Annotated in this window: 22 protein-coding genes; 10 read left to right on the forward strand and 12 right to left on the reverse strand. The window is 64.9% G+C overall.

What is annotated here, in order from left to right:
* Positions 1–21: 21 nt before the first annotated feature.
* The 3 genes from E3O18_RS07725 (at position 22) to E3O18_RS07735 (ending at position 3572) form a co-directional block, all read left to right on the forward strand.
* Positions 22–1095 (forward strand): Rieske 2Fe-2S domain-containing protein, encoded by a 1074-nt coding sequence (locus E3O18_RS07725; RefSeq protein ID WP_134417829.1) that lies wholly within the window; start codon positions 22–24, stop codon positions 1093–1095.
* The gene (locus tag E3O18_RS07730; protein ID WP_134395581.1) at positions 1092–2711 is read left to right on the forward strand and encodes a ubiquinol-cytochrome c reductase cytochrome b subunit; all 1620 of its coding nucleotides are present in this window, start codon (positions 1092–1094) and stop codon (positions 2709–2711) included. The genes E3O18_RS07725 and E3O18_RS07730 overlap by 4 nt, the downstream gene beginning before the upstream one ends.
* A 204-nt stretch (positions 2712–2915) precedes the next feature.
* The gene (locus E3O18_RS07735) at positions 2916–3572 is read left to right on the forward strand and encodes a methyltransferase domain-containing protein (RefSeq protein WP_241978145.1); all 657 of its coding nucleotides are present in this window, start codon (positions 2916–2918) and stop codon (positions 3570–3572) included.
* Between the two features lie 281 nt (positions 3573–3853).
* On the opposite strand, the gene E3O18_RS07740 is transcribed toward E3O18_RS07735, so the two are convergent.
* The 5 genes from E3O18_RS07740 to E3O18_RS07760 all read right to left on the reverse strand — a co-directional run bounded on the left by E3O18_RS07740 (position 3854) and on the right by E3O18_RS07760 (position 9001).
* Complete coding sequence (locus E3O18_RS07740; RefSeq protein ID WP_134395583.1) at positions 3854–4276, reverse strand: cytochrome c oxidase subunit 4; 423 nt, start codon at positions 4274–4276, stop codon at positions 3854–3856.
* Positions 4277–6016 (reverse strand): cytochrome c oxidase subunit I, encoded by a 1740-nt coding sequence (ctaD, locus tag E3O18_RS07745; RefSeq protein ID WP_134395584.1) that lies wholly within the window; start codon positions 6014–6016, stop codon positions 4277–4279.
* A gap of 3 nt (positions 6017–6019) precedes the next feature.
* Complete coding sequence (gene coxB, locus E3O18_RS07750; RefSeq protein ID WP_134395585.1) at positions 6020–6907, reverse strand: cytochrome c oxidase subunit II; 888 nt, start codon at positions 6905–6907, stop codon at positions 6020–6022.
* A 178-nt stretch (positions 6908–7085) separates the two neighbouring features.
* Positions 7086–7442: an iron-sulfur cluster assembly accessory protein gene (locus tag E3O18_RS07755; protein WP_134395586.1), complete on the reverse strand. Its 357-nt coding sequence runs from the start codon at positions 7440–7442 to the stop codon at positions 7086–7088.
* Between the two features lie 137 nt (positions 7443–7579).
* A complete protein-coding gene (locus tag E3O18_RS07760; protein ID WP_134395587.1) occupies positions 7580–9001 on the reverse strand; it encodes a dipeptidase in 1422 nt (473 codons plus the stop codon).
* A gap of 37 nt (positions 9002–9038) precedes the next feature.
* Here E3O18_RS07760 and E3O18_RS07765 point away from each other — a divergent pair, with 37 nt between their 5' ends.
* Positions 9039–9635: a DUF3043 domain-containing protein gene (locus tag E3O18_RS07765; RefSeq protein ID WP_241973235.1), complete on the forward strand. Its 597-nt coding sequence runs from the start codon at positions 9039–9041 to the stop codon at positions 9633–9635.
* Positions 9636–9654: 19 nt separating this feature from the next.
* On the opposite strand, the gene E3O18_RS07770 is transcribed toward E3O18_RS07765, so the two are convergent.
* Complete coding sequence (locus E3O18_RS07770) at positions 9655–10800, reverse strand: nucleotide pyrophosphatase/phosphodiesterase family protein (protein WP_198410591.1); 1146 nt, start codon at positions 10798–10800, stop codon at positions 9655–9657.
* A 91-nt stretch (positions 10801–10891) separates the two neighbouring features.
* On the opposite strand from E3O18_RS07770, the gene E3O18_RS07775 reads away from it, so the two are divergent.
* Together E3O18_RS07775 and E3O18_RS07780 are read left to right on the forward strand one after the other, a co-directional pair.
* Positions 10892–13375, forward strand: a complete 2484-nt coding sequence (locus E3O18_RS07775) for a DNA topoisomerase (ATP-hydrolyzing) (RefSeq protein ID WP_134417832.1) — start codon at positions 10892–10894, stop codon at positions 13373–13375.
* Between the two features lie 54 nt (positions 13376–13429).
* Positions 13430–14128 (forward strand): SDR family NAD(P)-dependent oxidoreductase, encoded by a 699-nt coding sequence (locus E3O18_RS07780; RefSeq protein WP_134395589.1) that lies wholly within the window; start codon positions 13430–13432, stop codon positions 14126–14128.
* An 18-nt stretch (positions 14129–14146) separates the two neighbouring features.
* Here E3O18_RS07780 and E3O18_RS07785 read toward each other — a convergent pair whose 3' ends face one another.
* The gene (locus E3O18_RS07785; RefSeq protein ID WP_134395590.1) at positions 14147–16228 is read right to left on the reverse strand and encodes a DNA topoisomerase IV subunit B; all 2082 of its coding nucleotides are present in this window, start codon (positions 16226–16228) and stop codon (positions 14147–14149) included.
* A 172-nt stretch (positions 16229–16400) separates the two neighbouring features.
* On the opposite strand from E3O18_RS07785, the gene E3O18_RS07790 reads away from it, so the two are divergent.
* Positions 16401–16637: a hypothetical protein gene (locus E3O18_RS07790; protein WP_134373800.1), complete on the forward strand. Its 237-nt coding sequence runs from the start codon at positions 16401–16403 to the stop codon at positions 16635–16637.
* Between the two features lie 55 nt (positions 16638–16692).
* Here the strand turns inward: E3O18_RS07790 and E3O18_RS07795 are convergent, their stop codons facing one another.
* The 5 genes from E3O18_RS07795 to E3O18_RS07815 form a co-directional block, all read right to left on the reverse strand.
* Positions 16693–17421: a cobyric acid synthase gene (locus tag E3O18_RS07795; protein ID WP_134417833.1), complete on the reverse strand. Its 729-nt coding sequence runs from the start codon at positions 17419–17421 to the stop codon at positions 16693–16695.
* Complete coding sequence (locus E3O18_RS07800; protein WP_134395592.1) at positions 17418–18590, reverse strand: Mur ligase family protein; 1173 nt, start codon at positions 18588–18590, stop codon at positions 17418–17420. The genes E3O18_RS07795 and E3O18_RS07800 overlap by 4 nt, the downstream gene beginning before the upstream one ends.
* A 104-nt stretch (positions 18591–18694) precedes the next feature.
* A complete protein-coding gene (locus E3O18_RS07805) occupies positions 18695–20017 on the reverse strand; it encodes an RNA polymerase sigma factor (protein WP_134395593.1) in 1323 nt (440 codons plus the stop codon).
* Positions 20018–20233: 216 nt separating this feature from the next.
* Positions 20234–21568, reverse strand: coding sequence for an MFS transporter (locus E3O18_RS07810; RefSeq protein ID WP_134395594.1), 1335 nt, complete (start codon positions 21566–21568; stop codon positions 20234–20236).
* A gap of 54 nt (positions 21569–21622) precedes the next feature.
* A complete protein-coding gene (locus E3O18_RS07815) occupies positions 21623–22546 on the reverse strand; it encodes a PAC2 family protein (protein WP_134395595.1) in 924 nt (307 codons plus the stop codon).
* Positions 22547–22642: 96 nt separating this feature from the next.
* Between E3O18_RS07815 and E3O18_RS07820 the strand changes: the two genes are divergently transcribed.
* The 3 genes from E3O18_RS07820 to E3O18_RS07830 form a co-directional block, all read left to right on the forward strand.
* Positions 22643–24130, forward strand: coding sequence for a leucyl aminopeptidase (locus E3O18_RS07820; RefSeq protein WP_134395596.1), 1488 nt, complete (start codon positions 22643–22645; stop codon positions 24128–24130).
* A gap of 99 nt (positions 24131–24229) precedes the next feature.
* Positions 24230–25600, forward strand: a complete 1371-nt coding sequence (gene lpdA, locus E3O18_RS07825) for a dihydrolipoyl dehydrogenase (protein ID WP_134397248.1) — start codon at positions 24230–24232, stop codon at positions 25598–25600.
* Positions 25601–25670: 70 nt separating this feature from the next.
* A partial coding sequence (locus tag E3O18_RS07830; protein ID WP_347232339.1) for a biotin/lipoyl-containing protein occupies positions 25671–26101 on the forward strand: 431 nt, incomplete at its 3' end.

Below are 26101 nucleotides of genomic sequence, written 5' to 3' on the forward strand. Positions count from 1 at the left end.
GAATTCCGATGAAGGAGAACAATGGCCAAGGACGATAACAGCGGGAAGGACTTGACCGCTGCTGACTCGTCGGGCGTCGGGCATGAGGGGGCTCCCGCGGGCACCGCCGTCGTCGTACGGGACGCCGTGGCCAATCCGGGTTTCCCCCCGCACCGCCTGCGCGTCACCGACCTCAACCCCAGCGCGGAGCGTCGCGCCGAGCGAACCGTCTACACGCTCTTCTACCTGTCGATCGTGGGCAGTGTCTTCGCAATCGTGGCGTATATGGTCTTCCCGATCATCCCTGAGGAACCGGATTCGGTTCGTCTGAACAACCTCTTCATCGGTCTCGGCCTCACCCTCGCCCTTCTGGCAATCGGCATCGGCGCCGTGCACTGGGGCAAGGCGCTCATGTTCGACCACGAAGGCGTCGACGAGCGCCACCCGGTGCGAGGGTCGGATGAGACCCGCGAACGCGCGGTCGAGATCTTTCACGAGGCCAATGTCGAATCGGGCATCGGTCGCCGTACGCTAATCCGAAACAGCCTCATCGGCGCCTTGATCGCCTTTCCGCTTCCGGCCGTCGTGCTGTTCCGCGGCTTGGGCCCGCAGGACACCAATCCCGCTGCAGCTCTCGAACACACCATGTGGAAGAAGGGCACCAGGCTCGCGATCGATCCCACGGGCACACCGATCAAGGCCTCCGATGTCACCCTCGGCTCGGCCTTTCATGTGATTCCCGAAGGATTGCAGGACCTCGGCCACGGCAAACTCGAAGAGAAGGCCAAGGCCGCAGTTCTTCTGATGAGGCTGAAGCCGGAAGACATCAATGAGCCCGCCGACAAGAAGGACTGGTCGTACGACGGCATTGTCGCCTACTCAAAGATCTGCACGCACGTCGGATGCCCGGTCGCGCTTTATGAGCAGCAGACCCACACGCTCCTGTGCCCCTGTCACCAGTCGCAGTTCGACGTGACGAACCAGTGCGAAGTCATCTTCGGACCGGCCAAGCGCCCTCTGCCGCAGCTGCCCATCACGGTAGACTCCGAGGGGTATCTCATTGCACAAAGCGATTTCACTGAACCCGTCGGACCGAGCTTCTGGGAGCGGAATTGAGCACTGCAACTACGACTACTGACCTAGTCGAAACAAAGAAGTCCGGTGGCCTTACCGGGGCCGCCGCGAACTACATCGACGAACGCACCAGCATTTCGACTGCGGTCAAGGAACTAGGTCGCAAGATCTTCCCCGACCACTGGTCATTCCTGCTCGGTGAGGTTGCCCTGTACAGCTTTGTCATCATCCTGTTGTCCGGTTCGTTCCTCACGTTCTTCTTCAGTGCGTCGATGACGCCGGTGGAGTACGACGGTTCGTACATGCCACTCAAGGGTGTGGAGATGTCTGCCGCGATGGCATCCTCCCTGGACATCTCCTTTGATATTCGTGGCGGGCTCCTCATGCGCCAGGTCCACCACTGGGCAGCACTACTCTTCGTGGCTGCAATCGGCTTGCACATGCTCCGCATCTACTTCACCGGTGCGTTCCGCAAGCCGCGCGAGCTCAACTGGGTCATCGGGTTCGTTCTGTTCATCCTGGCCATGGCCGAAGGATTCACCGGCTACTCCCTCCCCGACGACCTGCTCTCCGGAAACGGCTTGCGCATCATCGACGGAATGGTCAAGGGAATCCCGCTGGTCGGAACCTGGATTTCGTTCCTCCTGTTCGGTGGAGAGTTCCCGGGCGAGGCGATCGTCGGACGCCTGTACTCCCTCCACATTCTGCTGCTGCCGGCCATTATCGTGGCACTGATCGCGATGCACCTGCTCTTCGTCGTCGTACACAAACACACGCAATACCCTGGTGCCGGACGCACCAACCAGAATGTGGTCGGCTACCCGGTTCTCCCCGTATATGCGGCCAAGGCCGGTGGCTTCTTCTTCATCGTCTTCGGCATCGTGATGCTGATGGCGTCGCTGTTCACGATCAACCCCATCTGGAACTACGGTCCCTACGACCCCTCCCCCGTTTCGGCCGGAACACAGCCGGACTGGTACATCGGTTTCGCTGACGGCGCCCTGCGCCTGATCCCGCCGGGACTCGAGATGGTCTGGCTCGATCGCACCTGGTCCTTCAACATCCTGATCCCGTTGGTGTCGCTGGGCCTGTTCATCCTGGTCGTGCTCATCTACCCGTTCATCGAGGGATGGGTCACCGGAGACAAGCGAGAGCACCACATTCTCGACCGTCCCCGGAACGCCCCGACACGCACCGCCATCGGTGCCGCCGGAGTCACGTTCTACGCGGCGCTGTGGGCCACGGCCTCCTCGGACATCATCGCAACGCACTTCAAGGTGACGATGGAGGGCGTGATTCACACCATGCAGTTCCTGGTGATTGTGGGGCCCTTCATCGCCTTCTTCGTGACGAAACGCATCTGCCTGGCGTTGCAGAAGAAGGACCGCGAGATCGTTCTGCACGGCTACGAGTCCGGACGTATCGTGCGTCTGCCCGGTGGCGAGTACATCGAAGTTCACCAGCCCGTTGATGAATATGAGCGCTGGAAGCTGGTCAGCTATAACGACTACAAGCCGCTCATGATCCGCCCGAACGCCAAGGGCAAAATCACGGCGGGCCAAAAGGCCCGTGCCGGACTGTCCCGCTGGTTCTTCGAGGACCGGATCGAACCGGTATCGACCACTGAACTCGAACGGGCGCACGACCACCACCACTAGGCTCCGGCCGCGAACACAGATCGGGCATCGATGTCCCTCCAGACCCTGTCGGAGTGGCTTCGGTGCCCGAACTGTTTTCTGCCACTCACCCCCGCCAGGCCGCTGACGCTGCGCTGCGGGGCCGGACACTCCTTCGACGCGAACAAGCGCGGATACGTGTCATTGGCAGGCGGTGCGCGCCGGCTGATCGGCGATAGCGTCGCGATGGTCGACGCGAGAGCACTTTTCCTTGAGACCGGCTGGTACGAGCCGCTGCGCCACCGCCTCGCTGAGCGGGTGGCGGCTGAGAACCCCTCCCGGGTCTTAGACATCGGCTGTGGAACCGGATACTACTTGCGGGGGGTTCTCGCACTCTGTCCAGATGCGCGTGCCCTGGGAATGGACCTTTCCCCCGTGGCGGTCGGGCGCACAGTGAGCGGTCAGGACAACGTCGACGGGCTCGTGGCGGATGTCTGGTCCCCCCTGCCGGTACGGGACGCATCAGCAGATGTACTCCTCAACGTTTTTGCCCCCCGGAACCCGTCCGAGTTTCACCGGGTGCTGCGCGAAGACGGCCTGCTCATCGTCGTCGTGCCGCAAGCTTCCCACCTGCAGGAGCTCAGGGCGTCCGGTCTGGCGTTGGACGTGCCCGCGAACAAAGGCAAGCACCTGTCCGAGGCGCTGTCCCCCGCCTTCGAACTGGAAACACGGGACGAGTTGTCGTCTTCGCTGCGTCTCAACCCGGCCCAGGCATCCGCTCTGATCGGGATGGGTCCGTCAGCCCACCACACGGATGTCGACGCGCTGACCCACCAGCTCAGCGGCGTTCAGACCGTCACGGCGTCCTTCGAGTTACTCGGCTACCGTCGCATCACGATCTGAAGCCCGGCAGCCACGCGTAGCGTCCCACGACCTGAACGAATTCGACGGAGATTCTGGCAGAATCGCACCCCGACGCCCTGGAAAGACGAGTACACCAGAGAATCTCCGTCGAAATCGTTTGAGGCCATGCGGGCGGGAACTGTGGATCAGGCTACGTGGAACTGTGAAATTATCCGAACGTGTCACTCCGAAGCGATGCGCCGGGTATAACCAACGGCGACGTCCAGGACCTGTGTCCTGGACGCCGCCCCTTCTGCCTGAAGTACGCATTTCGGTTCGAATCAGCGCGCGAAATTGCCCCGGTAGTACTCGTATACCCAACCGACGAGGCAGATGACGCCGACACCCAACGCGATGATCGAGATCCACACGCCGACAGCCAGCCCCATGAAGAGCAGAGCAGCACTGGCAGCCAAGAGGATGGGCCACCAGCTCCACGGGCTGTAGAAACCAACCTCAGGGTCGCCGTCGTCGATATTCGCGTCCAGACGATCTTCGGGAAGCTCGCCGCCCTGGGCGCTGTGTACGCGTCCGAGGTAGAAGGCGATAAAGCTGAACAGGATGGCGGACAGGCCGAGTGCGAACGTCCCCGCCCACTCAACCTTGTTCTGCAACGGGTCGACGAGTCCCCAGATGACGTAGGCAACCGTGACCAGGGCGAAAAATCCTGTCAGAACCCAGAGCAGGTTGACGTTGGTTCTCATTTACTTCGTCCTTTTCGACGCGACGTCGTACGTGGGGGCATCCGGGGCGTCCTTCGCCGGCCCGATTCCGACTGTTATGGGCGCTTCCGGGTGGTTCAGGTCGAACGCAGGGCGTTCGGACCGGATGCGCGGGATCGAGGTAAAGTTGTGGCGCGGCGGCGGGCAGGAGGTAGCCCACTCCAGCGAGCCGCCGTAGCCCCACGGGTCGTTCACGGTGACCTGCGGTGCCTTGCGGGCGGTGATATAGACGTTCAGGAAGAACGGGATCATCGAGATCGCGAGAATGACCGAACCGACCGTGGACAACTGGTTCATCCAGGTGAAGCCGTCCTCGGGCAGGTACGACGCGTAGCGACGCGGCATGCCCACGACGCCCAGCCAGTGCTGTACCAGGAAGGTGGTGTGGAAACCGATGAAGAGGAACCAGAAGTGCCACTTGCCGAGGCTCTCATTGAGCATCTTGCCGGTCCACTTCGGCCACCAAAAGTAGAACCCGCTGAACATCGCGAACACCACGGTTCCGAAGATGACGTAGTGGAAGTGCGCGACGACGAAGTAGGTGTCCGAGACGTGGAAGTCGAGCGGCGGCGAGGCCAGGATGACGCCGGTGAGGCCACCGAAGGTGAAGGTGACCAAGAAGCCGAGGGCCCACAGCATGGGCGTCTCAAAGGTCAGTGAGCCCCGCCACATGGTGCCGATCCAGTTGAAGATCTTCACCCCGGTCGGGACGGCGATCAGCATCGTCATCAGGGAGAAGAACGGCAGCAGCACGGAGCCGGTGACGTACATGTGGTGCGCCCAGACCGCCACGGACAGTGCCGCGATGGAGATGGTCGCGTAGATGAGGGTCTTGTAACCGAAGATCGGCTTGCGGCTGAAGACCGGGAAGACTTCTGACACGATGCCGAAGAACGGCAGCGCGATGATGTACACCTCAGGGTGACCGAAGAACCAGAACAGGTGCTGCCACAGGATGGCACCACCATTGGCCGGATCGTAGATGTGCGAGAGGAAGATCCGGTCGGACGCCGCGGCCAGGAGCGCCGCGGCGAGGACCGGGAAGGCCATCAGGATGAGAAGCGACGTGACCAGGGTGTTCCAGGTGAAGATGGGCATCCGGAACATGGTCATGCCGGGGGCGCGCATCGTGATCACTGTGGTGATGAAGTTCACGGCTCCGAGGATGGTGCCGAAGCCGCTCAGCCCGAGCCCGACCATCCACAGGTTGCCGCCGACGCCTGGGGAGAACGTCGTGCTGGCCAGTGGCTGATAGGCGAACCAGCCGAAGGACGCGGCACCCTGCGGGGTGAGGAAGCCACCGACGGCGACAAGGCTGCCGAAGAAGAAGGCCCAGAAGGAGAAGGCGTTCAACCGGGGGAAGGCCACGTCGGGGGCGCCGATCTGCAGGGGCATGAGGGAGTTCGCGAATCCGAAAAACAGCGGTGTCGCGAACATCAGCAGCATGATTGTGCCGTGCATGGTGAAGAGCTGGTTGTACTGCTCCTTCGTCTGGACGACCTCGAGACCGGGGGCGAAGAGCTGTGCGCGGATCACCAGTGCCATGACGCCGGCGAGGCAGAAGTAGACGAACGACGTGATCAGGTACATGTACCCGATCACCTTGTGGTCGGTGGAGGTGATCCACCGGACGATGACGTTGCCCTTGCGCTCGACACCGGTGGGCCGACGCGGAGCGGTGGGGGCTGCCGGCGCGGAAGATGCCGTAGTGGTGGTAGTCATGGACTAGTTGCCCTCCTGCTCGGTCGGTGCTGTCGTTCCCGGCAGATTTTGGTTGCGCTCGTACTCGAGGCCGAGCTGGCCGTCGTTGCCTTCAGCACGCAAAGAGTCGATGTACGACTCGTAGTCTGCCTCGGAGACGACCTCGACCTTGAAGAGCATGAGCGAGTGGTACTCGCCGCACAGTTCGGCACATTTCCCGTCATAGGTGCCGATGCGCTCCGGGATGATCGACATGTAGTTGGTCTTGCCGGGGATCATGTCCTTTTTGTACAGGAAGTCGACGACCCAGAACGAGTGGATGACATCGCGGGCGTCGAGCGCCAGCTCGACCTTCTGGCCGACCGGCAGGACGAGCGTGGGGATTTCGGACTGAAGCAGCGAACCGGCGGGACCGTCGACGTCGGGCTGGCCCTGGATCCCCGCGGTATAGACGTCTTCGTTGACGTAGTTGAAGTCCCAAGCCCACTGCTTGCCGATGACCTGGATTTTGACCTCCGGCTCATCGAAGCGTGCCTCGATCTCTGCCTGGTCCCGCGCGGTGAAGGCGAAGAAACCGACCACGAGAATAAGGGGAACGACAGTGTAGAAAATTTCGATAGGCATGTTGTAACGAAGCTGCACCGGAAGACCGGTCTGGCCCTTGCGGCGACGGTAGACAACGACGGCCCAGATCGTGAGCCCCCAGGTGATGAGACCCACGATCAAAAGAACGATCCATGACGTGGTCCATAGCCCGGAGATGCGTTCGGTCTGGTTAGTCACCGCCGGCTCACCCTCGATGAAGCCGGGGAGGTAGCCATGAAGCTGGGCTTGCGAGCAACCTGCGAGAACAAGGGCCAACGACGCTGCGATTGGAATTGCAGCCCATCGGAGACGATGGTTTTTGCGCACCAGTAACCTTTCGGTGAGACTCGAGGACACTTAACTGGAAGTGCTTCTATAGACCCTCAGCTTACTGCGGGTGACACGATCCGTTGTGCAAGAACCGGCCTCCGAGATAACGAATTCGTCGCCAGTCACAGGATTTGCGGAGGTACTAGCCCGGGGCGCTTTGTCCGACGTCGGTGGGTCAGCTGAAGGAATCTCCGCATGCGCAGCTTCCGCCGGCGTTCGGATTGTCGATCGTGAACCCCTGCTTTTGGATGGTGTCCTCGAAGTCAATGGATGCCCCGTCCAGGTAGGGGACACTCATTTTGTCCACGACGATCTCGACCCCATCGAAGTCGACGAGAGCGTCACCGTCGAGTAGCCTCTCGTCGAAATAGAGCTGGTAGATGAGGCCGGAGCAGCCTCCGGGTTGAACGGCAACGCGCAGGCGGAGGTCCTCGCGGCCTTCCTGAGCGAGCAGGCTGCGTACCTTGTCAGCGGCGGTGGCGCTCAGGCCCACGCCATGGGCGGCTGTGCTGGTGGCGACTGTGTCGGTCATGGTGCTCCTCAGTGTTCGAGTCGTTTTCACGCGGTCTTTCGCGGCGGCTGAATGACCGTCGGAGGCAACGAAGATTGTACCGACCACAACCGGGAATACACCCTCTGCATTCCCGGATTTCTGCGCTCTCGGTCGGATCAGCTGCCGGTGCGCTGATTCAGACGGCCGAGTAGGAAGGCCTCACTGAGGATGGCCCGCTTGAACACTCCGAGATGCAGAGATTCGTTGGGGCTGTGCGCCCTGGAATCCGGGTCCTCGACCCCGGTGACCAGGATCTGAGCGTCCGGAAACACCCGCACCAGGTCGGCGATGAAGGGGATGGACCCGCCGACGCCGATGTCCACCGGGCTTTCGCCCCAGGCTTCGGCCATGGCGCTCCGCGTCTCAGCGACGGCCCAGCCGCCCGTGTCGACCAGGAAGGCCTCCCCCGTGTCGACGTCATCGATGTCGATCCGGGCGCCGAATGGAGCCTTGGCACGCAGATGCGCCTCGAGCGCACGGAAAGCCTCGTCGGCCGACTGACCGGGAGCGATCCGGGTGCTTAGTCGAACGGTGACGGCCGGGGTAAGCGTGTTCGACGCGTTGGCCACGGACGGCGCGTCGATCCCGGTGATTGTGATGGCCGGCTGGGACCAGATCCGGCTGAGCACCGAGCCGTGACCGATCGCGACGACGCCGTCGGTGAGCCCGGTTTCCAGGCGGAGCTGCTCCACCGTGTAGTCCGGAGTCGGAACATCGATGCTCGTCAGCCCGCGGACGGCGACGGCGCCGTCGTCGGCGTACAGGCTGTCGAGCAGACGAACGGCGGCCATCATCGCGTCGGGAACCGCTCCCCCGAACATGCCCGAGTGCGACGCGTGGTCAAGGGTGCGGACCGTCAGTCGGAACGTGACATTGCCGCGCAGCGCCGTGGTCAGTGCAGGGGTGTTGATGTCCCAGTTGTTCGAATCCGCGACGACGATGGCGTCCGCGCGCAGGGACTCCCGGTTCTCCTCCAGGAAGGTGGCGAAGGACCGGCTGCCGAACTCTTCCTCGCCTTCGATGAAGAGTGCCAGGCCGAGGTTGAAATCGGGTCCTTCTGCTTCCACGAGAGCTCGGATCGACGCGATGTGGGCCATGACCCCCGCCTTGTCGTCCGCCGCACCGCGTCCGTAGAGGCGGTTGCCGCGCACGGTCGGTTCGAACGGGTTGGAGTCCCAGTCCGCATCCTGGCCGGGCGGTTGCACATCGTGGTGCGCATAGAGCAGAACCGTCGGGCGCCCGTTGCGTGCCGCGCGCGTGGCCAAAACGGCCGGATGGCCGAGTTCGGCACCGCCCGGGATCCCGGCCCGCTTGACCTCGACCGAATCGAACACCCCGAGGTCGCGGACCAGGACCGCGACGGCATCCGCACTGGCGGCAACCTGATGCGCGTCAAAGGCATCCCAGGAGACGGAGGGAATCCGCACCAGGGCGCACAGGTCGGCAATGGTCGTGGGGAGGCCGCGTTCGACTGCCGCGCGAAGAGCCGGGGCGGCCGGGGAGATTGCCGAGGGCGCTGTTTCTCGAATATCGGTCATCAGGTAATCTTAAGGCAACCAATTGCAAGGAACTGATGTGGCTAAGCCTGTGAACCCAGACGCACAACCATCCATGGAGACCCCGGACGAGACCAGGTCTCGCCTCGCGGCATCCCACCCTGTCGGCAAAGGGCAGGCTACGCCCAGCCGCAGGCAGCAGGAGGCTTTGAATCGGCGCCCGCTTGTTCCAGATGACCGCAAGCTCGCGGCCAAGCAGGCCAGAGGCAAGGCCGCCGAGGCTCGCGAGCGTGCCCGGGTGGGTATGGCTGCCGGCGATGAGAAGTTCCTCCCGGTGCGCGACCGCGGTGCGCAGAAGCGCTTCGTGCGCGACTTTGTCGACGCCCGCTTCAACGTGGGCGAATTCATGATCCCGGTGATGTTTCTGGTCATCCTGCTCAGCGTATTCCCCGACGCGGCAGTGCAGACGTACGGAATCCTGGGCCTGTGGGTCTTCGTCATCGTCGCCGTTGTCGACTCCGTCATCCTGGGCTTTATCGTCACGCGCAAGCTCAATGCCAAGTTCGGCGCTGAGAAGGCCGAGCGTGTGCGCTGGTACGCAGCGATGCGTGCACTGCAACTGCGTGTGCTTCGCCTGCCGAAACCACAGGTCAAGCGCGGCCGCTACCCCGCCTGACGCCGCAACACTCACGCCCTCAAACGGAGAAGGTCCCCGACCTGATCAGGGGCACGCGGAGTTCCTCGTCCGTCAGCGAACCGTGCTGACCGACCATCGAACGTGCGGACTGATTCGGCTCGCGGGAGTCGTAGTAGGCGATGAGCTTGCGTGCGGCCACGATCACGTCGCCGATGCGAGGCAGGACCTCGGGTGCAACTTCGCCGAACAGCCCGGCCTCGACTGCTTCCGCGCGGCTGAAGACCCAGGCGCGGTGGCCTTCGATACCGCGCCACGTATCGGCGAGGGCTGCGGCTGCGTCGGAACCGAGTTCGGGTTCGAGGTAGAGGTGCAGGCACCGGGGATCCCCGCCGATGTGGCGGACGCCGCCGACGAGTTCGGGGACCGTGTCGAAGAGCACGTGTCTGGTCATCGGGACGTCGATGATTCCGTGGTCGGCCGTGACCAGGAGACCCTCATCGGCTGTCAGTGCGGCCGCGAAGCGGGCAACCGCGCCGTCGAGGTTCTCCAGCGCGGACAACCACCGCTCGGACTCCCAGCCGTGCGCGTGGGCGGCCACATCCAGCTCGGGAACGTAGACGTAGACGAGGGCGCGCGGCTCGGTGTCCAGAAGGTGTCGCGCGGCGGCGAACCTGTCGGGCACGCTCTCTGCGGGCACGTAGTGCGCACCGCGAAGCGCCGCCTGGGTGAAGCCGGATGTGGTGTACCGGCGGGGTCCGATGGCGAAACCGGGAATGCCGGCATCCGCGGCGCGTTCGAAGACGGTGCGCGCACGCTGCCAGGTCTCCGGTCGCATGCCGTCGTCCCAGCCGGTCAGCTGGTTCACCACACGGTCATGGTCGGCGTCTCGGACCCGGTAGCCGACGAGTCCGTGCTGCCCGGGTGCGACACCCGTGGTGAGGGTCGTGATTCCTGCAGCCGTGGTGGATGGGAAGACGCCGTCGATCACGCTGGACTTGGTCAGCAGCGAGTTCAGGAATCGGGCGTGCCCGGGACGGGCTCGGAGGGAACTGACGCCGAGGCCGTCCGCCAGAAGGACGACCGCCTTGTTCGTCTGGCCGAGGTCCAGAATGTTGGAAATGCCCTCGATCGATGAGAGAGAACTTGTGAGAACGTCGGCAAGGCGCAGGGTGCCGAATTGGCGGGCCGGTAGCATGGGGGGCATCGTGCCAAGTCTGACATAGACAGGGCCGGATCGATCCAGCGCCTACCCGACAGCGCGCGTCCCGCAACGCACGCCTCAGCAGAATTCACGAATGAGCCGTTCAGACAGCACCACGCCCGCCACGTTCACCGAGCGCATCGAAGACGTCGATGTCTCCACCGAGATGCAGGGCTCGTTCCTCGAATACGCCTACTCGGTCATCTACTCCCGGGCGCTCCCGGACGCCCGGGACGGGCTCAAGCCAGTGCAACGGCGCATCCTGTACCAGATGAGCGAGATGGGGCTCCGCCCCGATCGCGGCCACGTCAAGTCGGCGCGGGTCGTCGGCGAGGTCATGGGCAAGCTGCACCCGCATGGCGACACCGCGATCTATGACGCTCTCGTGCGCATGGCGCAGGCGTTCACGCTCCGGGTCCCTTTGATCGACGGCCACGGCAACTTCGGCTCGCTCGATGACGGGCCGGCCGCCCCGCGGTACACCGAGGCCAGGCTGGCCGCGCCGGCCCTGGCCATGACAGAAAACCTCGACGAAGACGTCGTCGACTTCGTACCCAACTACGACAACCAGCTCACCCAGCCGGACGTTCTCCCGGCCGCCTACCCCAACCTGCTCGTCAACGGCGCGAGCGGTATCGCCGTCGGCATGGCCACCAACATGGCCCCGCACAACCTGATCGAGGTCGTCGGCGCGGCACGCCATCTGCTCGCCCACCCAAACGCGACCCTCGAAGACCTGATGGAGTTCGTCCCCGGGCCTGACCTGCCCACCGGCGGCACGATCGTCGGGCTGTCGGGAATCATGGATGCCTACGCCACCGGGCGCGGCAGTTTCAAGACCCGGGCGCGGGTATCCGTCGAAGCCATCACCGCGCGCAAGGCCGGTCTCGTCGTCACCGAACTTCCCTATCTGGTCGGGCCCGAGCGGGTCATCGAAAAGATCAAGGACGGGGTCAATTCCAAGAAGCTCAGTGGCATCTCCGATGTCACCGATCTGACGGACCGCACCAAGGGGCTCCGTCTCGTCATCGGGATCAAGACCGGTTTCAGCCCGGAGGCCGTGCTCGAGCAGTTGTACCGGGTGACCCCGCTCGAGGACTCATTCAACATCAATGCGGTCGCCCTCGTCGACGGCGGCCCGCAGACACTGGGCCTGCGAGAACTCCTGCTCGTCTACATCGGACACCGAATCGAGGTCGTGACCCGGCGCTCGGCCTACCGACTGGCCCGACGAACGGAGCGTCTGCATCTCGTCGAAGGCCTCCTGGTGGCAATCCTGGACATCGACGAGGTGATCCAGGTCATCCGCGCCAGCGACGACAGCGAGCAGGCGCGCGCCAAGCTGATCGACGTTTTCGATCTGAGCCAGATTCAAGCCGAGTACATCCTCGAGCTCCGCCTGCGGCGCCTGACCCGCTTCTCGCGCATCGAACTCGAAACCGAGCGGGATCAGCTGCTGGCGGAGATCGCGACGCTGAAGAAGCTTCTCGGCAGAAAGGCCTCCATCCGCACCCTGGTGTCCGACGAACTGGCCTCGGTGGCCGAGCGTTTCGGCACGCCTCGGCGAACCCTGTTGACTGAGGCCAAGGCGAGTGTCGCCGGCGCCAACAGCGCCGCCGCCAAGCGGAAGGCCGCCATCCTCGAGGTGACGGACACCCCGACCCGGGTCTACCTCAGCGTGACGGGCAAGATCGCCCGGGTGGAGATTCCGGCCGGCTCCACTGTCCAGCCGGAGCGGATCACCCCGGCTCAGAGGCGCAGCAAGCATGACGCCGTCCTGTCCGTTCTGGACACCACCAGTCGCACCGAGGTTGGAGCGGTCACCAGCCTGGGACGGCTCATCCGCTTCTCCCCCGTCGACCTCCCCGTGCTCCCGCCGACCTCGGTCCAGCTCGGGGCCGGCGTACGCGTGCGCGACTACCTGGCCCTGTCCAACACAGCGGAGAAGATCGTCGCGCTCGTCGCGCTCGATTCCGAGCATTCGATCGTTCTCGGGACCAGACAGGGCATCGTGAAACGCGTCACACCCGGCGACTGGGCAAACAAACCCGATTTCGAGATCATCGCGCTGAAGCCCCAGGACGTGGTGGTCGGCGCGGCGCAGGGTGCGGAAGACGACGAACTCGTCTTCATCGCCTCCGACTCACAGCTGTTGCGTTTTCCTGCCGGGTCGGTGCGCCCGCAGGGGCGCACCGCCGGCGGCATGGCGGGCATCAAACTGGCCGCGGACGCGCACGTGGTGTACTTCACCAGCGTGGAAACGCACGGCGCGGCCGCGCTCGTGGTTGCGACCATCGCGACCGGCAGCCACACCCTGCCCGGAACAGACCCGGGCAGCGCCAAAGTGTCCGATTTCTCCGAGTACCCGGCGAAAGGCCGGGGAACGGGTGGGGTGCGCTCCCAACGGTTCCTGAAAGGCGAGGACACCGTCTCCGTCGCGTGGGTGGGGCCTCTGCCGGCCCGGGCGGTCGCGTCGGACGGCACTCCCCGCACGCTTCCTGAATCAGGGTCGCGGCGTGATACGTCCGGGGCCATGCTGGACTCCGTGATCGGCGCCATCGGCGCCAGGATCGGCTGACACCCGAGCACGATCCCCAGCCATGTGCGGCGGGTAGTGCGTTATGGTGGCGACATGACACACCTCGACGATTCCGTCATTCTCGTCCTCGGCGCCTCGGGGGGTCTGGGAAGTGAGATTGCCCGACTTCTGGCTGCCGGCGGCGCCCGACTCGTCCTGAGCGGTCGCAACCAGGCGAAACTTGAGGCGCTCCAGATCCCCGGAACCCCGCTCGCCGCCGACCTCACCGATCCGAACGCAATCACGACCCTCGTCGCCGACGCGATCAGCGTGAACGGACGGCTCGACGGCATCGTCAACGCATCGGGGGTGGTTGCCTTCGGACCGGCGATCGAGGTGAGCGATGAGACGCTCGCCGAGCTGTTCGCCGTGAACACGTTGGCACCGATCCGCCTGCTCCGTGCGGCTCGGATCGCGCTGGGCGAATCCGCCGAGCAGGGGCGAGAGCCCTTTATCGTCACCCTCAGCGGCGTCGTCAGCGAGAGCCCCACTGCCAACCTCGCCGCATACTCGGCGTCCAAGGCCGCCCTCGCTGCCTTCGGACAGGCCGCCGGCCGGGAACTGCGGCGTAGCGGCATCCGCATTCTGGACGCGCGGCCCGGTCACACCGAGACCGACCTCTCCACTCACCCGATCTCCGGAAACGCCCCGCGCCTGCCGGCCGGCTACTCTCCGGTCGTCGTCGCCCAGCGCGTTGTCGACGCCATCATCAACGGCGAACGCGACCTGGCCAGCACATCGTTCCACTCGTAGGCCCCCCGGTCACGGGCGTCACACGTCGATGCGGTCGCGACTCAGTTTGTCCGAGCTCTCGATGATGAACTCCTTGCGCGGCGCGACGTCGTTGCCCATCAGGAGCTCGAAGACGTTTCCGGCCATCTCCGCGTCGGCGACCCGCACGCGGCGCAGCGTGCGATGCGCCCGCTCCATAGTCGTCGTGGCGAGCTGGTCTGCATCCATTTCGCCGAGGCCCTTGTAGCGCTGAATCGGATCCTGGTAGCGCTTGCCGGTTTTCTTGAGTCCGGCGAGCACGGCCTGAAGCTCCACCTCCGAATACGTGTAGATGGTCTCGTTCGGCTTCGTGCCCGGGTTCATCACCACGACTCGGTGGAGCGGCGGTACGGCCGCGAAAACGCGCCCCTCCGTGATCATCGGGCGCATGTAGCGGAAGAACAGGGTGAGCAGCAGCGTGCGGATGTGCGCGCCGTCGACATCCGCGTCGCTCATGATGATGACCTTGCCGTAGCGCGCCGCGGACAGGTCGAAACTCCGTCCGGATCCGGCGCCGATCACCTGGATGATGGACGCGCACTCGACGTTCGACAGCATGTCGGCAACGGATGCCTTCTGCACATTCAGGATCTTGCCGCGAATGGGGAGGAGTGCCTGGTGCTCGCTGTCCCGGGCGAGCTTGGCCGTGCCCAGGGCGGAATCTCCTTCGACGATGAAGAGCTCGCTCGTCGAGACATCATTGCTGCGGCAGTCGACCAGTTTCGCGGGCAGGGACGAGCTCTCCAACGCGTTCTTCCGGCGCTGGGTTTCCTTGTGGGCGCGAGCCGAGATTCGCGATTTCATCTCGGCCACGATCTTGTCCAGGACGACCGCGGCCTGCGTCTTGTCGTCGCGCTTCGTGGACACAAAACGCGCGTTCATGGCTTGGGCGACGACGTTGGCCACGATGGCGCGAACCGCGGGGGTGCCGAGCACCTCCTTGGTCTGCCCCTCGAATTGAGGCTCGGGCAGCCGAACGGTGAGCACGGCTGTGAGGCCGGCCATCACGTCGTCCTTCTCCAGCTTGTCCGACCCCATTTTGAGCCGCCGAGCGTTCAGCTCGACCTGCGCACGCAGAAACTTGAGCAGGCCCGCGTCGAACCCGGCTTGGTGCGTTCCGCCCTTCGGGGTGGCGATGATGTTCACGAAGCTGCGGACGACCGTATCGTAGCCTGTCCCCCAACGGAGGGCGATGTCCACGGCACAGTCCCGGACCAGCTCGGTGGGCACCATGGCACCCGTCGGGGTCAGCACCGGGACGGTCTCCCGGAAGGTTCCGTTTCCGGTCAGTCGCCAGGTGTCGGTGATCGGGCTATCGGTGGCGAGGTGATCGACGAACTCCGAGATCCCGCCCTCGAACTTGAAGGACTCGAGCACGTGCACGTCTGTGCGCTCGTCCGCGATCTCGATCCCCAGGCCCGGGACGAGGAAGGCCGTCTGACGCGCCCGCTCGAGCAATTCCTCGGTCTGAAACGACGCCCCCTTCGTGAAGATCTGACGGTCGGCCCAGTAGCGCACCCGAGTCCCGGTCACACCGCGCTTGACCTTGCCGATGACACGTAGTTCGCTCTGCTTCTCAAAAGGCGTGAACGGCGCGTCGGGGCTCTTCTTTCCCGAGTCCGCGAAAATCCCAGGTTCGCCGCGGTGGAACGACATGGCCCAGGTCTTGCCGTCACGGTCGACCTCGACGTCGAGGCGCTCGGACAGGGCATTGACGACGGATGCGCCCACCCCGTGCAGGCCACCGGACGCGGCATACGATCCGCTGCCGAATTTGCCGCCGGCGTGCAGTTTGGTGAAGACGACCTCGACGCCGGTCAGTCCCGTCTTCGGCTCGATGTCAACCGGAACGCCCCGAGCCGTGTCGCGCACCTCCACGCTCTCGTCAGCATGGAGCACGATGTCGATGCTGGTGCCGAACCCGCCCAGTGCCTCGTCGACCGAGTTGTCGATGATCTCCCAGAGACAGTGCATGAGCCCGCGCGAGTCGGTGGACCCGATGTACATGCCCGGGCGTTTGCGAACCGCTTCCAGCCCTTCGAGGACTGACAGATGGCGGGCGGAATAATCAGAAGAACTCACAACGGTCAAGAATACCGAACCAGCGCCCTCCCCCGGTCATCAACACCCGATTGAAGTGCGCTACGCGGTGAGCGAAATAACGGGCAACCGACTCGATAACCTTGCCAGACCGTGTTTCCATTGAGTACAGGTTAAATTGGTATCAATTGGTATCAGTCTGGAGGAGGAAACCATGTCCCAGATCGCAGCCGAGAATGGTGCCATCAACCACGAGAAGGCTCCCCACCAGCTCACCGCGGCAGACCGCTGTGATGCGTGTGGAGCCCAGGCCTACATTCGTGTGGTCGTGAACAACAGCGAACTGCTGTTCTGCGCGCACCACGGCCGTAAGCACCAGGAGAAGCTCGCCGCCATCGCGGAAAGCTGGCACGACGAGTCGAGCCGCCTCCTCGAGGACCAGCGCTCCTAGCGGTATCGGTTGGCCTCAGGCAGTTCGCGTTGTCCTGCGACCGGCCGATGGGCCGCTACTCCGTGGAGAGTCCGAGCCGCACCGCAATCTGATTGCGTGCGGCTCGTGCCATGTCGTCGGCAGCCAGCGCATGGTCACCGGGCAAGTACTCGTGCCCGATACGGGACAGGGTCATACGCAGCAGGTGGTCGGCCAGTCCGGGGTTTTTGGCGAGAACGGGACCGTGAAGATGGGTCCCGACGACGCTACCCATGACCAGTCCCTCCGCACCCGCGCCATTGCCCGTTCCGGAGAGCACCTGGCCGAGCGGCGACGCCTCGCCTCCGACATAGCTGCGCTGATGATTCTCGAAACCGATCAAACGTCCGTACCGGGAGGCCACCGCGATGTCATCCGTGGCCCGTGCCGGCATCGGAACAGCGCGACCGGCCACGATGCCCAGCCCCTCGACAACGGTTCCGTCAGCGAGTTCGATACCCCAGCTCAGAAGTTCCCAGCCGGTTCCGACCAGGAGGATGGGGACACCCGCGGTGGCCCAGGTGCGCAGCTCCGTGGTCATCGTCGCGAGGATATCCCTGGCACGCACCATGTCGGAGTCGGAGCCCGATCCGACGACGACGGCATCGACTTGGTCCGGCAGATCGGCCGCGGAGCGCACCTCCACGACCGTGGCATCGGCACCGGCCCATCGGGCCCGCTGGGCGAGAACGCGAGCGTTGGCGGCATCGCCGTTGGTGCCCAGGAGTTCGGGAAGCAGCGACACGATCGAGAGCGGACGGGTCATTCCTGCTCCTCCCTGTTGGTGACGAGCCCCAGGTGCGTCCTGGTGCGTCGCATGGAGTCTGCGGAGAAGATGATCGTCTTCAAACCCGTCAGCGGTTCGGGCAGGGCCAGGAAATCGTCCAGGGCCAGTCCCAGGTTCGGCTCGATGCGGTCGACGACGACGTCGTCGTACACCAGCTGGAGGGCAATTTCGTGCGCCTTCGAACCGGATGCAATGCGGACCCGGCCCAGACCCGAGGTGTTGACGGGCCAAAAGTAGGACGGGTCGCGCACGTCTGACCCGATTGCGATGAGGATCTGCTCGGTCTTCGGCTCGAGGCTGTCTACGTTCAGCTGGAAACTGGCCGGGTTCTGCACCAGTACGAATTCAACCTGCTTGCCTCGAACCGTGACGATCTCACCACGGCCGAAGACCGGTGGGATGGCCGAGATGGCGTTGATGGCCAGCACCGGATCGAAGCGGTCGCCGAGCGCGGCCTGCGCCGTGCACAGCGCGGTCAGGGCGTCGACAGCATAGTGCGTTCCGCGGGCGGGCAACCCGAGCGGGTAATCCACACCCGCAATGCTCACGGTGGCGCGGCGGCCCTGCACGGAGGTGAGGAGCATCCCCTCCCCCGCGTCCAGCCTGGTGGCGGTGGTCGCGCTGTAGCCCAAGCCCCGCGGATTGTCCACGAGAACGTCGGCGGAGACGCCGTAGCGCGCGACGGCAGAGGAAACGGGTAGGCGTGCGGCAAGGTCGCTCAAGTACTGATCGTCCGCGTTGACCACGACGGTTCCGGTGGCTCTGGCGGCGATCTTGGCGAGCATGGCCGCGACCATGTCCGAGTCATGAAATCGGTCGATCTGGTCGACCATGACGTTCGTCAGCGCAACGACGCGCGGCGTCAACGTACCGGAGATCAGGGCTCCGTGGCCCTCATCCATCTCCAACACGGCGATGTCGCCCGCGATATGACCGCTCAGGCTGGCCTGCTCGAGCAGCGCGGAGGTCAGACCCTGGCTGATGTTGGCCGTGGACTGGTTGGTGAAGACAACGGTGCCGTGAGCACGGAGCGCTGCGACCAGCATCTTGGTCGTCGTCGACTTGCCGCTCGATCCGGTGACGATGACCAGGCCGCCCGGAAAGCTGTTCAGGCTGCGCGGAAGGAATCCGGGTGCGATCCTGTTCACCACGAGACCGGGGATCGCGGATCCGCCGCCCGGCTTCCGCCACCGGGCCACTCTGCGTACGACGCGTCCCAGAAGAATCGCCGGTGCGTAGCGCAAAACGACCTCTACTCGAGGTAGTCGCGTAGGGACTGCGACCGTGAGGGGTGACGCAGTTTGGCCATGGTCTTGGACTCGATCTGACGGATGCGCTCACGCGTCACGCCGAACGTGTCGCCGATCTGGTCGAGGGTCTTCGGCATGCCGTCCCCGAGGCCGAAGCGCATGCGGATGACGCCGGCCTCTCGTTCGGAGAGCGAGTCGAGCAGGCTTTCGAGCTGCTTCTGCAACATCGTGAAACCGACGGCGTCCGCAGGCACAACGGCTTCCGTGTCCTCGATCAGGTCGCCGAACTCGCTGTCGCCGTCCTCACCGAGCGGAGTGTGCAGGGAAATGGGTTCGCGGCCGTACTTCTGGACTTCGACGACCTTCTCCGGGGTCATATCCAGTTCGCGGCTCAGCTCTTCCGGTGTGGGCTCCCGGCCGAGGTCCTGAAGCATCTGGCGCTGGACGCGGGCGAGCTTGTTGATGACCTCGACCATGTGCACTGGAATCCGGATCGTGCGGGCCTGGTCGGCCATCGCACGCGTGATCGCCTGACGGATCCACCAGGTCGCGTAGGTGGAGAACTTAAAGCCCTTGGTGTAGTCGAATTTTTCGACGGCACGGATGAGGCCCAGGTTGCCTTCCTGGATCAGGTCGAGGAATTGCATGCCGCGGCCCGTGTAGCGCTTGGCGAGCGAGACGACCAGGCGAAGGTTCGCCCCCAGGAGGTGGCTTTTGGCGCGGGCGCCGTCTTTGGCGACCCACATCAGCTCGCGTCCGAGGGCACTCTTCTTCTCGGCGTCGCTCATCTGGGACATCTTGTCTTCGGCGAAGAGCCCGGCTTCGATGCGCATCGCGAGCTCGACCTCTTCGGCGGCGTTCAGTAGGGCAACCTTGCCGATCTGCTTCAGGTAGTCCTTGACAGGGTCGGCCGTCGCGCCGGTGATTGCGCTGGAGTAAACCGGCACCTCGTCGTCGTCGTCGACCAGGGACAGTACTAGGGCACCGCTCGGGAGTGCCTCCGCGGATGCTGCGCGCTTCTTTTTGGCCTCGTCGGAGTCGTCGTCGGCATCCGCGTCATCGCTGCGTGCGGCCTCATCGTGTTCGTCAGATGCCGGCTTGGCTTTCGCCTTCGTGCTGGCGGCGCGCTTGCGCGGCGCGGGCTTCTCTTCACCGTTTGCTGCGGCGGCGGCCGCAGCAGCGGCCTTGGCCAGAGCGGACTTGGTCGGCTTCTTCGCGGCGACCTTGGGTGCCGGCGCAACGGCGTCTGAAACCTCAGTGGCGCTCACGGTGGATTCTTCGGTTTGCTCGATTTTTGTGCGGGTTGCCATTCGAACACCTCTCATGCCGTGGCGCGGGAGCCTGCGGCGCTGCCAGGCGGGTCCCGACCGGGTGGGTCTGGCGGGAGAGGAGCCTGGGCAGTGTGGATTTTGGGCAGTACTAGGACCCATGTCAAGTCCCAGGCTATTAACACCGACACTGATGTCGTTGTTCCCAGGACCAGAACGGGCCCTATTGACAATTATTGCATGCTTTGTGTACGAGACAAGCCAGGCGCGCAGCTATTCCGGCTGCTGCCTCAGGCGCCAGGCTCGCGCCACGGCGACCCAGAGCGGCGCGACTTCCACTCCCTCGTCGCGCGACAGCTTGCTGCGGGTGCGGGCCCGGGCGTGCAGCAGAAGAATCACGCCGAGTCCCACAACCAGGAACTGCACGGAAAACGCAACCCGAAAGGAGTCGAGCGAATACAGATCGCTCACCTCCCCCCTGGCGATGCGCCAGCCGTCCTGCAAGTCAAGCAGTAGCCCGATCAGGTAGACCATCACGAAACTGGCGGTGAAGCCGCCCACGTTCACGACGCCGTTCGCCGAGCCGTGGCTGCGCTGGGGGTTGAAGGTGCGCGCGAAATCGAAGCCGATCAGCGAGCCGGGTCCCCCGATGCCAAGTGCGACGAGCAGCACGAGCATCAACCAGAACGGGGGCTGCTCCGGCCACAGCAGCACCGCGGCCCAGGCCGCTCCCATCAGTGCGACGACGCCGAGCACGATGGTGCTGCGGCGCAGCGGAAAGCGCGCCGTCAGGATCCCCAGGATCGGCCCGCACACCATGCCGGCGCCCACCAGGACCATCAGCATCCCCGCGGCGAGGGACGTGTCGTAGCCCAGTCCATACACCATGAAGGGGAATCCCCAGAGCAGGGTGAAGACGGTTCCGGAGGACTGTGTGACGTAGTGCGACCAGAAGCCGAGCTGGGTTCCGGGCCGCTTGAAACTGTGTGTGAGCTGCAGGAGCGCGCCACGCCAGCTGGTGGTCCGGTTCTGCATGGATGCGCGGTCCGGTTGGTCCGTCACCACGACGATGACCACGATCAGGGCCAACACGGCAACCGCGGCGGCGGAGAGGAACGTCGGCGTCCACCCCCAGGTGTGCAGCACCCACGCCAGCGGTAGGGCGGACAGCACCTGGCCGAGCTGACCGATGTTCCCCAGCCACTGCGAGAGCTGAGGAACGATGCGTCCGGAGAACCACGAGGCGATGAGGCGAATCATCGAGATGAAGATGGCGGCGTCGCCAGCACCGACGAGGATGCGCCCGAGCACGGCAATCGGGATGTCGGGGGCGAAGGCGAGCGTGGTCTGGCCGACCACCATCAGCGCTGTCCCGGTGGCGACCAGCACGCGTGGCCCGTACCGATCGATCAGGACTCCCACCGGAATCTGTGCCGCCGCATAGACGGCGAGTTGCACGACGGCGAGGCTGGACAGCAGCGCGGCAGACCCGCCGAACCGTTCAGTAGCGGCGACACCGGCGATCCCGAGGGAAGAGCGCTGCAGGACGGCGGAGAGGTACGCGAACGATCCGACGTAAAAGATCAACCAGGAGCGGCGCGAGTTCATTGCCCCAAACTTACCCGCGCCGGAGCATCCGGCTTCACGGCGACGCTCGGCGGATCAGGCCGGCGAACCGTCGTCTCTGCTGCGCCGGGTGGCGAGGAAGTTCTCCAGTTCGGCGGCGATCTCATCGGCGCTGGGCAATTCGCCGGCCTCGTCGGTCAGTGGGGAGCGCAGCGTGCTGCCCTCCATATAGGCGTCGTAGCGCTCTTCGAGCGTGCCGACGAGCTTGCCCAGCTCGGGGTTGTCCCGCACTTGCTCGTCGATGCGGGCGACGAACTCGCGGTTCTTCTCTCGCACCCGATCGGTGGGGAAGATCAGCCCGGTGGAGGCACTCGTGCTGTCCAGGGCTGCGAGGGCGGCGAGGGGGAATTCCGTGTCGGCCAGATAGTGCGGGATCAGCAGTACGAACCCGACGACGGAGGTACCAGCCTCCTGCAGCCGATATTCCACCAGGTGCAGCGCATTCGCCGGAACCTGGGTGTTAGGACGCCAGACCGACATACTCTCGACCAGATCGGACCGGTTTCCGCTGACGGTCACGCCGATCGGACGGGTGTGCGGGACCGGCATCGGAATCGCGTGCACCCAGGTTGTGGAGGCCACCTTGAAGCGGCGCTCGAGCTGCAGCACCGCGGCGGTGAACTGTTCCCAGCGGAAATCCGGCTCGAAGCCGGTCAGAAGCAGGAACGGCTGGCCGATCTCGTCCCTGACCTGGTACACCCTCAGGGCGGGAGACTGATAGTCGGTGAGGTGGTCCTGGTCGAACTGGATGATCGGCCGCCGCGCCCGGTAGTCGAGCAGCACGTCGGCGTCGAAGGTCGCGACGACGGTGTGGTCAAGGGTTTCCAGAAGATATTCGGTGAATTGCGAGACGGCACCACCGGCATCCGCGAAGCCCGTCACACCCGCGACAAGATGGAGCCCCTCCGGGACGTTTTCCGCGTCCGCAGTCAGCTCGTAAATGTCACCAGGATCCCGCATGACATTAACTGTAAGCGCCAAATTCCGGGCGGTGCGGGAATCGACGACGCCGTCGTGATGCCGAGAGCGAACACACCCGGAGCGTACGATCGGTGGATGACCGCACCCCGCCTGACCATATCCGCAGCACCCGCCCTCGAATCGGAGGTGGACGTTCTCATAGTCGGGGCGCTCCAGTCCGGCGACTCCACCGCCCTGTTCGCTGACGCCGCCTTCGCCGGCCTCGCGGACCAACTCGCGCCCCTGGGTATCACGGGCGGTCGCGATCAGGTGGTGCGACTGCCTGCGTCGATCGGCAACGCCCGCAGCATCGCCGTTGTCGGAATCGGCAAGGAGGCCACGGTCGATGCGCTGCGCCATGCCGCCGGGTCGGCCGTTCGCCAGCTGACCGGCGTGACCTCGGTTGCCTTTGCCTTCCCCACGACCACGGATGCCCAAGTGGAGGCCGTCCTGGAGGGTGCCGCACTCGGTGCGTACTACTACACCGCGTACCGGCAGAACTCGCTCGCCGCGACCAGGGTCCCGGCGCAGGAGATCACGGTGCACGCCGCCGCGGAGGCGGCCGGAGTCTCCGCCCGCGTCGGAGTCATCGCCGAGGCCGTCAACCTGGTCAAGGACCTGGTCAACATGCCGCCCTCCGACCTCTACCCGGACGCACTCGCGCGCCAGGCGATGGACGCCGCCGCGGGCCTTCCCGTCGCCGTGCGCGTCTGGGACGAGACGGAGCTGGCCGCGGATGGTTTCGGCGGGATCGCGGGCGTCGGCCAGGGTTCCAGTCGGCCGCCGCGCTTGGTCAAGGTCAGCTACACGCCGGAGGGCGCGACGCAGCACATTGCCCTGGTCGGCAAGGGCATCACCTTCGACACCGGCGGACTCTCACTGAAGCCGCCGGCATCCATGGTCGGCATGAAATACGACATGACCGGCGCGGCGACGGTGCTGGCTGTGACCCTGGCGGCCGCCCGCCTGGGGCTCAACGTGCGCATCACCGCCTGGCTCTGCATCGCGGAGAACATGCCGTCCGGCTCGGCCATCCGACCCAACGACGTGTTGCAGATCCGCGGAGGCCGCACGGTCGAGGTGCTGAACACGGATGCGGAGGGTCGCCTGGTTCTTGCGGACGGTCTCGTCGCGGCCGGCGAGGAGTGCCCGGATGCCATCGTCGACGTGGCGACACTGACCGGCGCCGCCCTCGTCGCACTCGGCACCCGCTACTACGCCGCCATGGGTGAGGATGCCCTGGTCGCCCGGGTGCTCGCCGCCGGCAAATCGGTGGGTGAGCTGGTGTGGCCGATGCCGCTTCCCGCGGAACTGCGCCCTCTACTCGACTCGGATGTCGCCGACATCGCCAACGCGAAGATCGGCAGCACCCACGGCGGCATGCTGCTCGCCGGAGTATTCCTGCAGGAGTTCATCGGGACCCGCGGCAACGGGGACGGCACCGAGACGATCCCGTGGGCTCACCTGGACATCGCCGGGCCGGCCCACAACACCGGCAGCGGGTGGGGATTCACGAATGCTGGGCCGACCGGAATCTCGGTTCGGACTCTGCTCCGCCTGGCCGAGGATTTTTCGCGCCCGTAGTACAGTCGAGTGGGCGAGAAATCTCGCCCACTCTCGCCTGCCCGGATGCGTATCGTCGCTGAGGGCCGACCGAGTTGTGATGTATGAGGGAGTATCTGGGTGTCGGAACAGAATTTTGACCTTGTCGTTCTCGGCGGCGGAAGCGGTGGCTACGCGGCCGCATTGCGGGGCGTTCAGCTGGGGCTCACCGTTGGCCTGATCGAAAAGGGCAAACTCGGCGGAACCTGTCTGCACCTCGGTTGCATCCCGACCAAGGCACTCCTGCACTCGGCCGAGGTGGCCGATGTCAGCCGCGACGCCGCGAAGTACGGCGTCAAAACGCAGTTCGAGGGCATCGACATGCCCGCCGTGAACGCGTTCCGCAAGAGTATTGTGGCGTCGAAGTTCAAGGGGCTGCAGGGTCTGATCAAATCGCGCGGCATCACAGTGATCGAAGGTGAAGGTCGACTGATTTCGCCGAACACCGTGCAGGTCGGTGCCGACACCATCGTGGGTAAGAACATCGTCCTCGCGACAGGCTCCTACTCCCGCTCCCTGCCGGGGCTCGCCATCGGCGGTCGAGTCATGACCAGCGAGCACGCCCTGGAGCTCGAGTTCGTCCCGAAGAAGGTCGCCGTGCTCGGCGGCGGCGTCATCGGCGCCGAATTCGCGAGCGTCTGGAAGTCCTTCGGCGCCGACGTCACCATCATCGAGGCACTTCCCCACCTGGTTCCCAACGAGGAAGAGTCCATCTCCAAGCAGCTGGAGCGCGCCTTCCGCAAGCGCGGCATCGAATACTCGCTCGGCATCCGGTTCCAGAGCGTCACTCAGCACGAGAACGGCGTCGTCATCACCCTGGAGGACGGCACCGTCATCGAGGCGGAGATTCTGCTCGTCGCCGTCGGGCGTGGCCCGTCGACCGCCGGACTCGGCTTCGAAGAGGTCGGCGTCACCATGGACCGCGGCTTCGTCCTGACCGACGAGCGCCTCGCGACCAACATTCCCGGCGTCTTCGCCGTGGGCGACATCGTCCCCGGCCTGCAGCTCGCGCACCGCGGATTCCAGCAGGGCATCTTCGTCGCCGAGGAGATCGCCGGTCTCAACCCGATCGTCGTCGACGACCTCAACATTCCCAAGGTCACCTATTGCGACCCGGAGATCGCCTCCGTCGGCTACTCGGAGGCCAAGGCTGCCGAAAAGTTCGGCGCCGACCAGATCTCCACCTTCGAGTACAACCTGGGTGGAAACGGCAAGAGCTCCATCCTCGGCACGAGTGGCTCCATCAAGCTCGTCCGGGTCAAGGACGGCCCCATCCTCGGTGTCCACATGATCGGCGCCCGCGTCGGCGAGCTGATCGGTGAGGGACAGTTGGTGGTGAACTGGGAGGCCTACCCGGAAGACATCGCCCCGTTCCTGCACGCGCACCCCACCCAGAACGAGGCACTCGGCGAGGCCTTCCTGGCGCTGGCCGGCAAGCCGCTTCACGCGTAGCCGCCGAACCTCTGCATTCAGACACTCAGCACTCTAATTACAGACAATACGTTTTGAAGGAGACAATCGCATGAGCGAATCCGTTAACCTCCCGGCACTCGGTGAGAGTGTCACAGAGGGTACGGTCACCCGCTGGCTGAAGAACGTGGGAGACCGCGTCGAAGTCGACGAGCCGCTGCTGGAAGTATCAACCGACAAGGTGGACACGGAAATCCCGTCCCCCATTGCCGGCGTGATCGAGGCCATCCTGGTCCAGGAAGATGAGACCGTCGAGGTCGGAACTCCGCTGGTCACGATCGGTGACGGTTCCGGTGCCTCCACTCCCGTCGCGGAAGCGCCTGCGCCGGTGGACGCTCCGGAGACCATCGCGGAAGCGCCGGCACCGGTCGCGGCCCCCGCACCGGTCGCGGCCCCCGCACCCGTGGCGGCACCGGCACCCGTGGCGGCACCCGCACCCGTGGCGGCACCCGCACCCGTGGCGGCACCGGCACCCGTGGCGGC

The organism is Cryobacterium sp. TMT2-42-4 (assembly GCF_004402645.1).
Classification (GTDB): domain Bacteria; phylum Actinomycetota; class Actinomycetes; order Actinomycetales; family Microbacteriaceae; genus Cryobacterium; species Cryobacterium sandaracinum.

Coding starts and splice junctions, on each gene's coding strand:
- E3O18_RS07725 (WP_134417829.1), top strand. CDS start 22: ATGGCCAAGGACGATAACAGCGGGAAGGACTTGACCGCTGCTGACTCG.
- E3O18_RS07735 (WP_241978145.1), top strand. CDS start 2,916: ATGGTCGACGCGAGAGCACTTTTCCTTGAGACCGGCTGGTACGAGCCG.
- E3O18_RS07740 (WP_134395583.1), bottom strand. CDS start 4,276: ATGAGAACCAACGTCAACCTGCTCTGGGTTCTGACAGGATTTTTCGCC.
- ctaD (WP_134395584.1), bottom strand. CDS start 6,016: ATGACTACCACCACTACGGCATCTTCCGCGCCGGCAGCCCCCACCGCT.
- E3O18_RS07755 (WP_134395586.1), bottom strand. CDS start 7,442: ATGACCGACACAGTCGCCACCAGCACAGCCGCCCATGGCGTGGGCCTG.
- E3O18_RS07760 (WP_134395587.1), bottom strand. CDS start 9,001: ATGACCGATATTCGAGAAACAGCGCCCTCGGCAATCTCCCCGGCCGCC.
- E3O18_RS07770 (WP_198410591.1), bottom strand. CDS start 10,800: ATGCCCCCCATGCTACCGGCCCGCCAATTCGGCACCCTGCGCCTTGCC.
- E3O18_RS07775 (WP_134417832.1), top strand. CDS start 10,892: ATGAGCCGTTCAGACAGCACCACGCCCGCCACGTTCACCGAGCGCATC.
- E3O18_RS07780 (WP_134395589.1), top strand. CDS start 13,430: ATGACACACCTCGACGATTCCGTCATTCTCGTCCTCGGCGCCTCGGGG.
- E3O18_RS07790 (WP_134373800.1), top strand. CDS start 16,401: ATGTCCCAGATCGCAGCCGAGAATGGTGCCATCAACCACGAGAAGGCT.
- E3O18_RS07795 (WP_134417833.1), bottom strand. CDS start 17,421: ATGACCCGTCCGCTCTCGATCGTGTCGCTGCTTCCCGAACTCCTGGGC.
- E3O18_RS07805 (WP_134395593.1), bottom strand. CDS start 20,017: ATGAGAGGTGTTCGAATGGCAACCCGCACAAAAATCGAGCAAACCGAA.
- E3O18_RS07810 (WP_134395594.1), bottom strand. CDS start 21,568: ATGAACTCGCGCCGCTCCTGGTTGATCTTTTACGTCGGATCGTTCGCG.
- E3O18_RS07815 (WP_134395595.1), bottom strand. CDS start 22,546: ATGCGGGATCCTGGTGACATTTACGAGCTGACTGCGGACGCGGAAAAC.
- E3O18_RS07820 (WP_134395596.1), top strand. CDS start 22,643: ATGACCGCACCCCGCCTGACCATATCCGCAGCACCCGCCCTCGAATCG.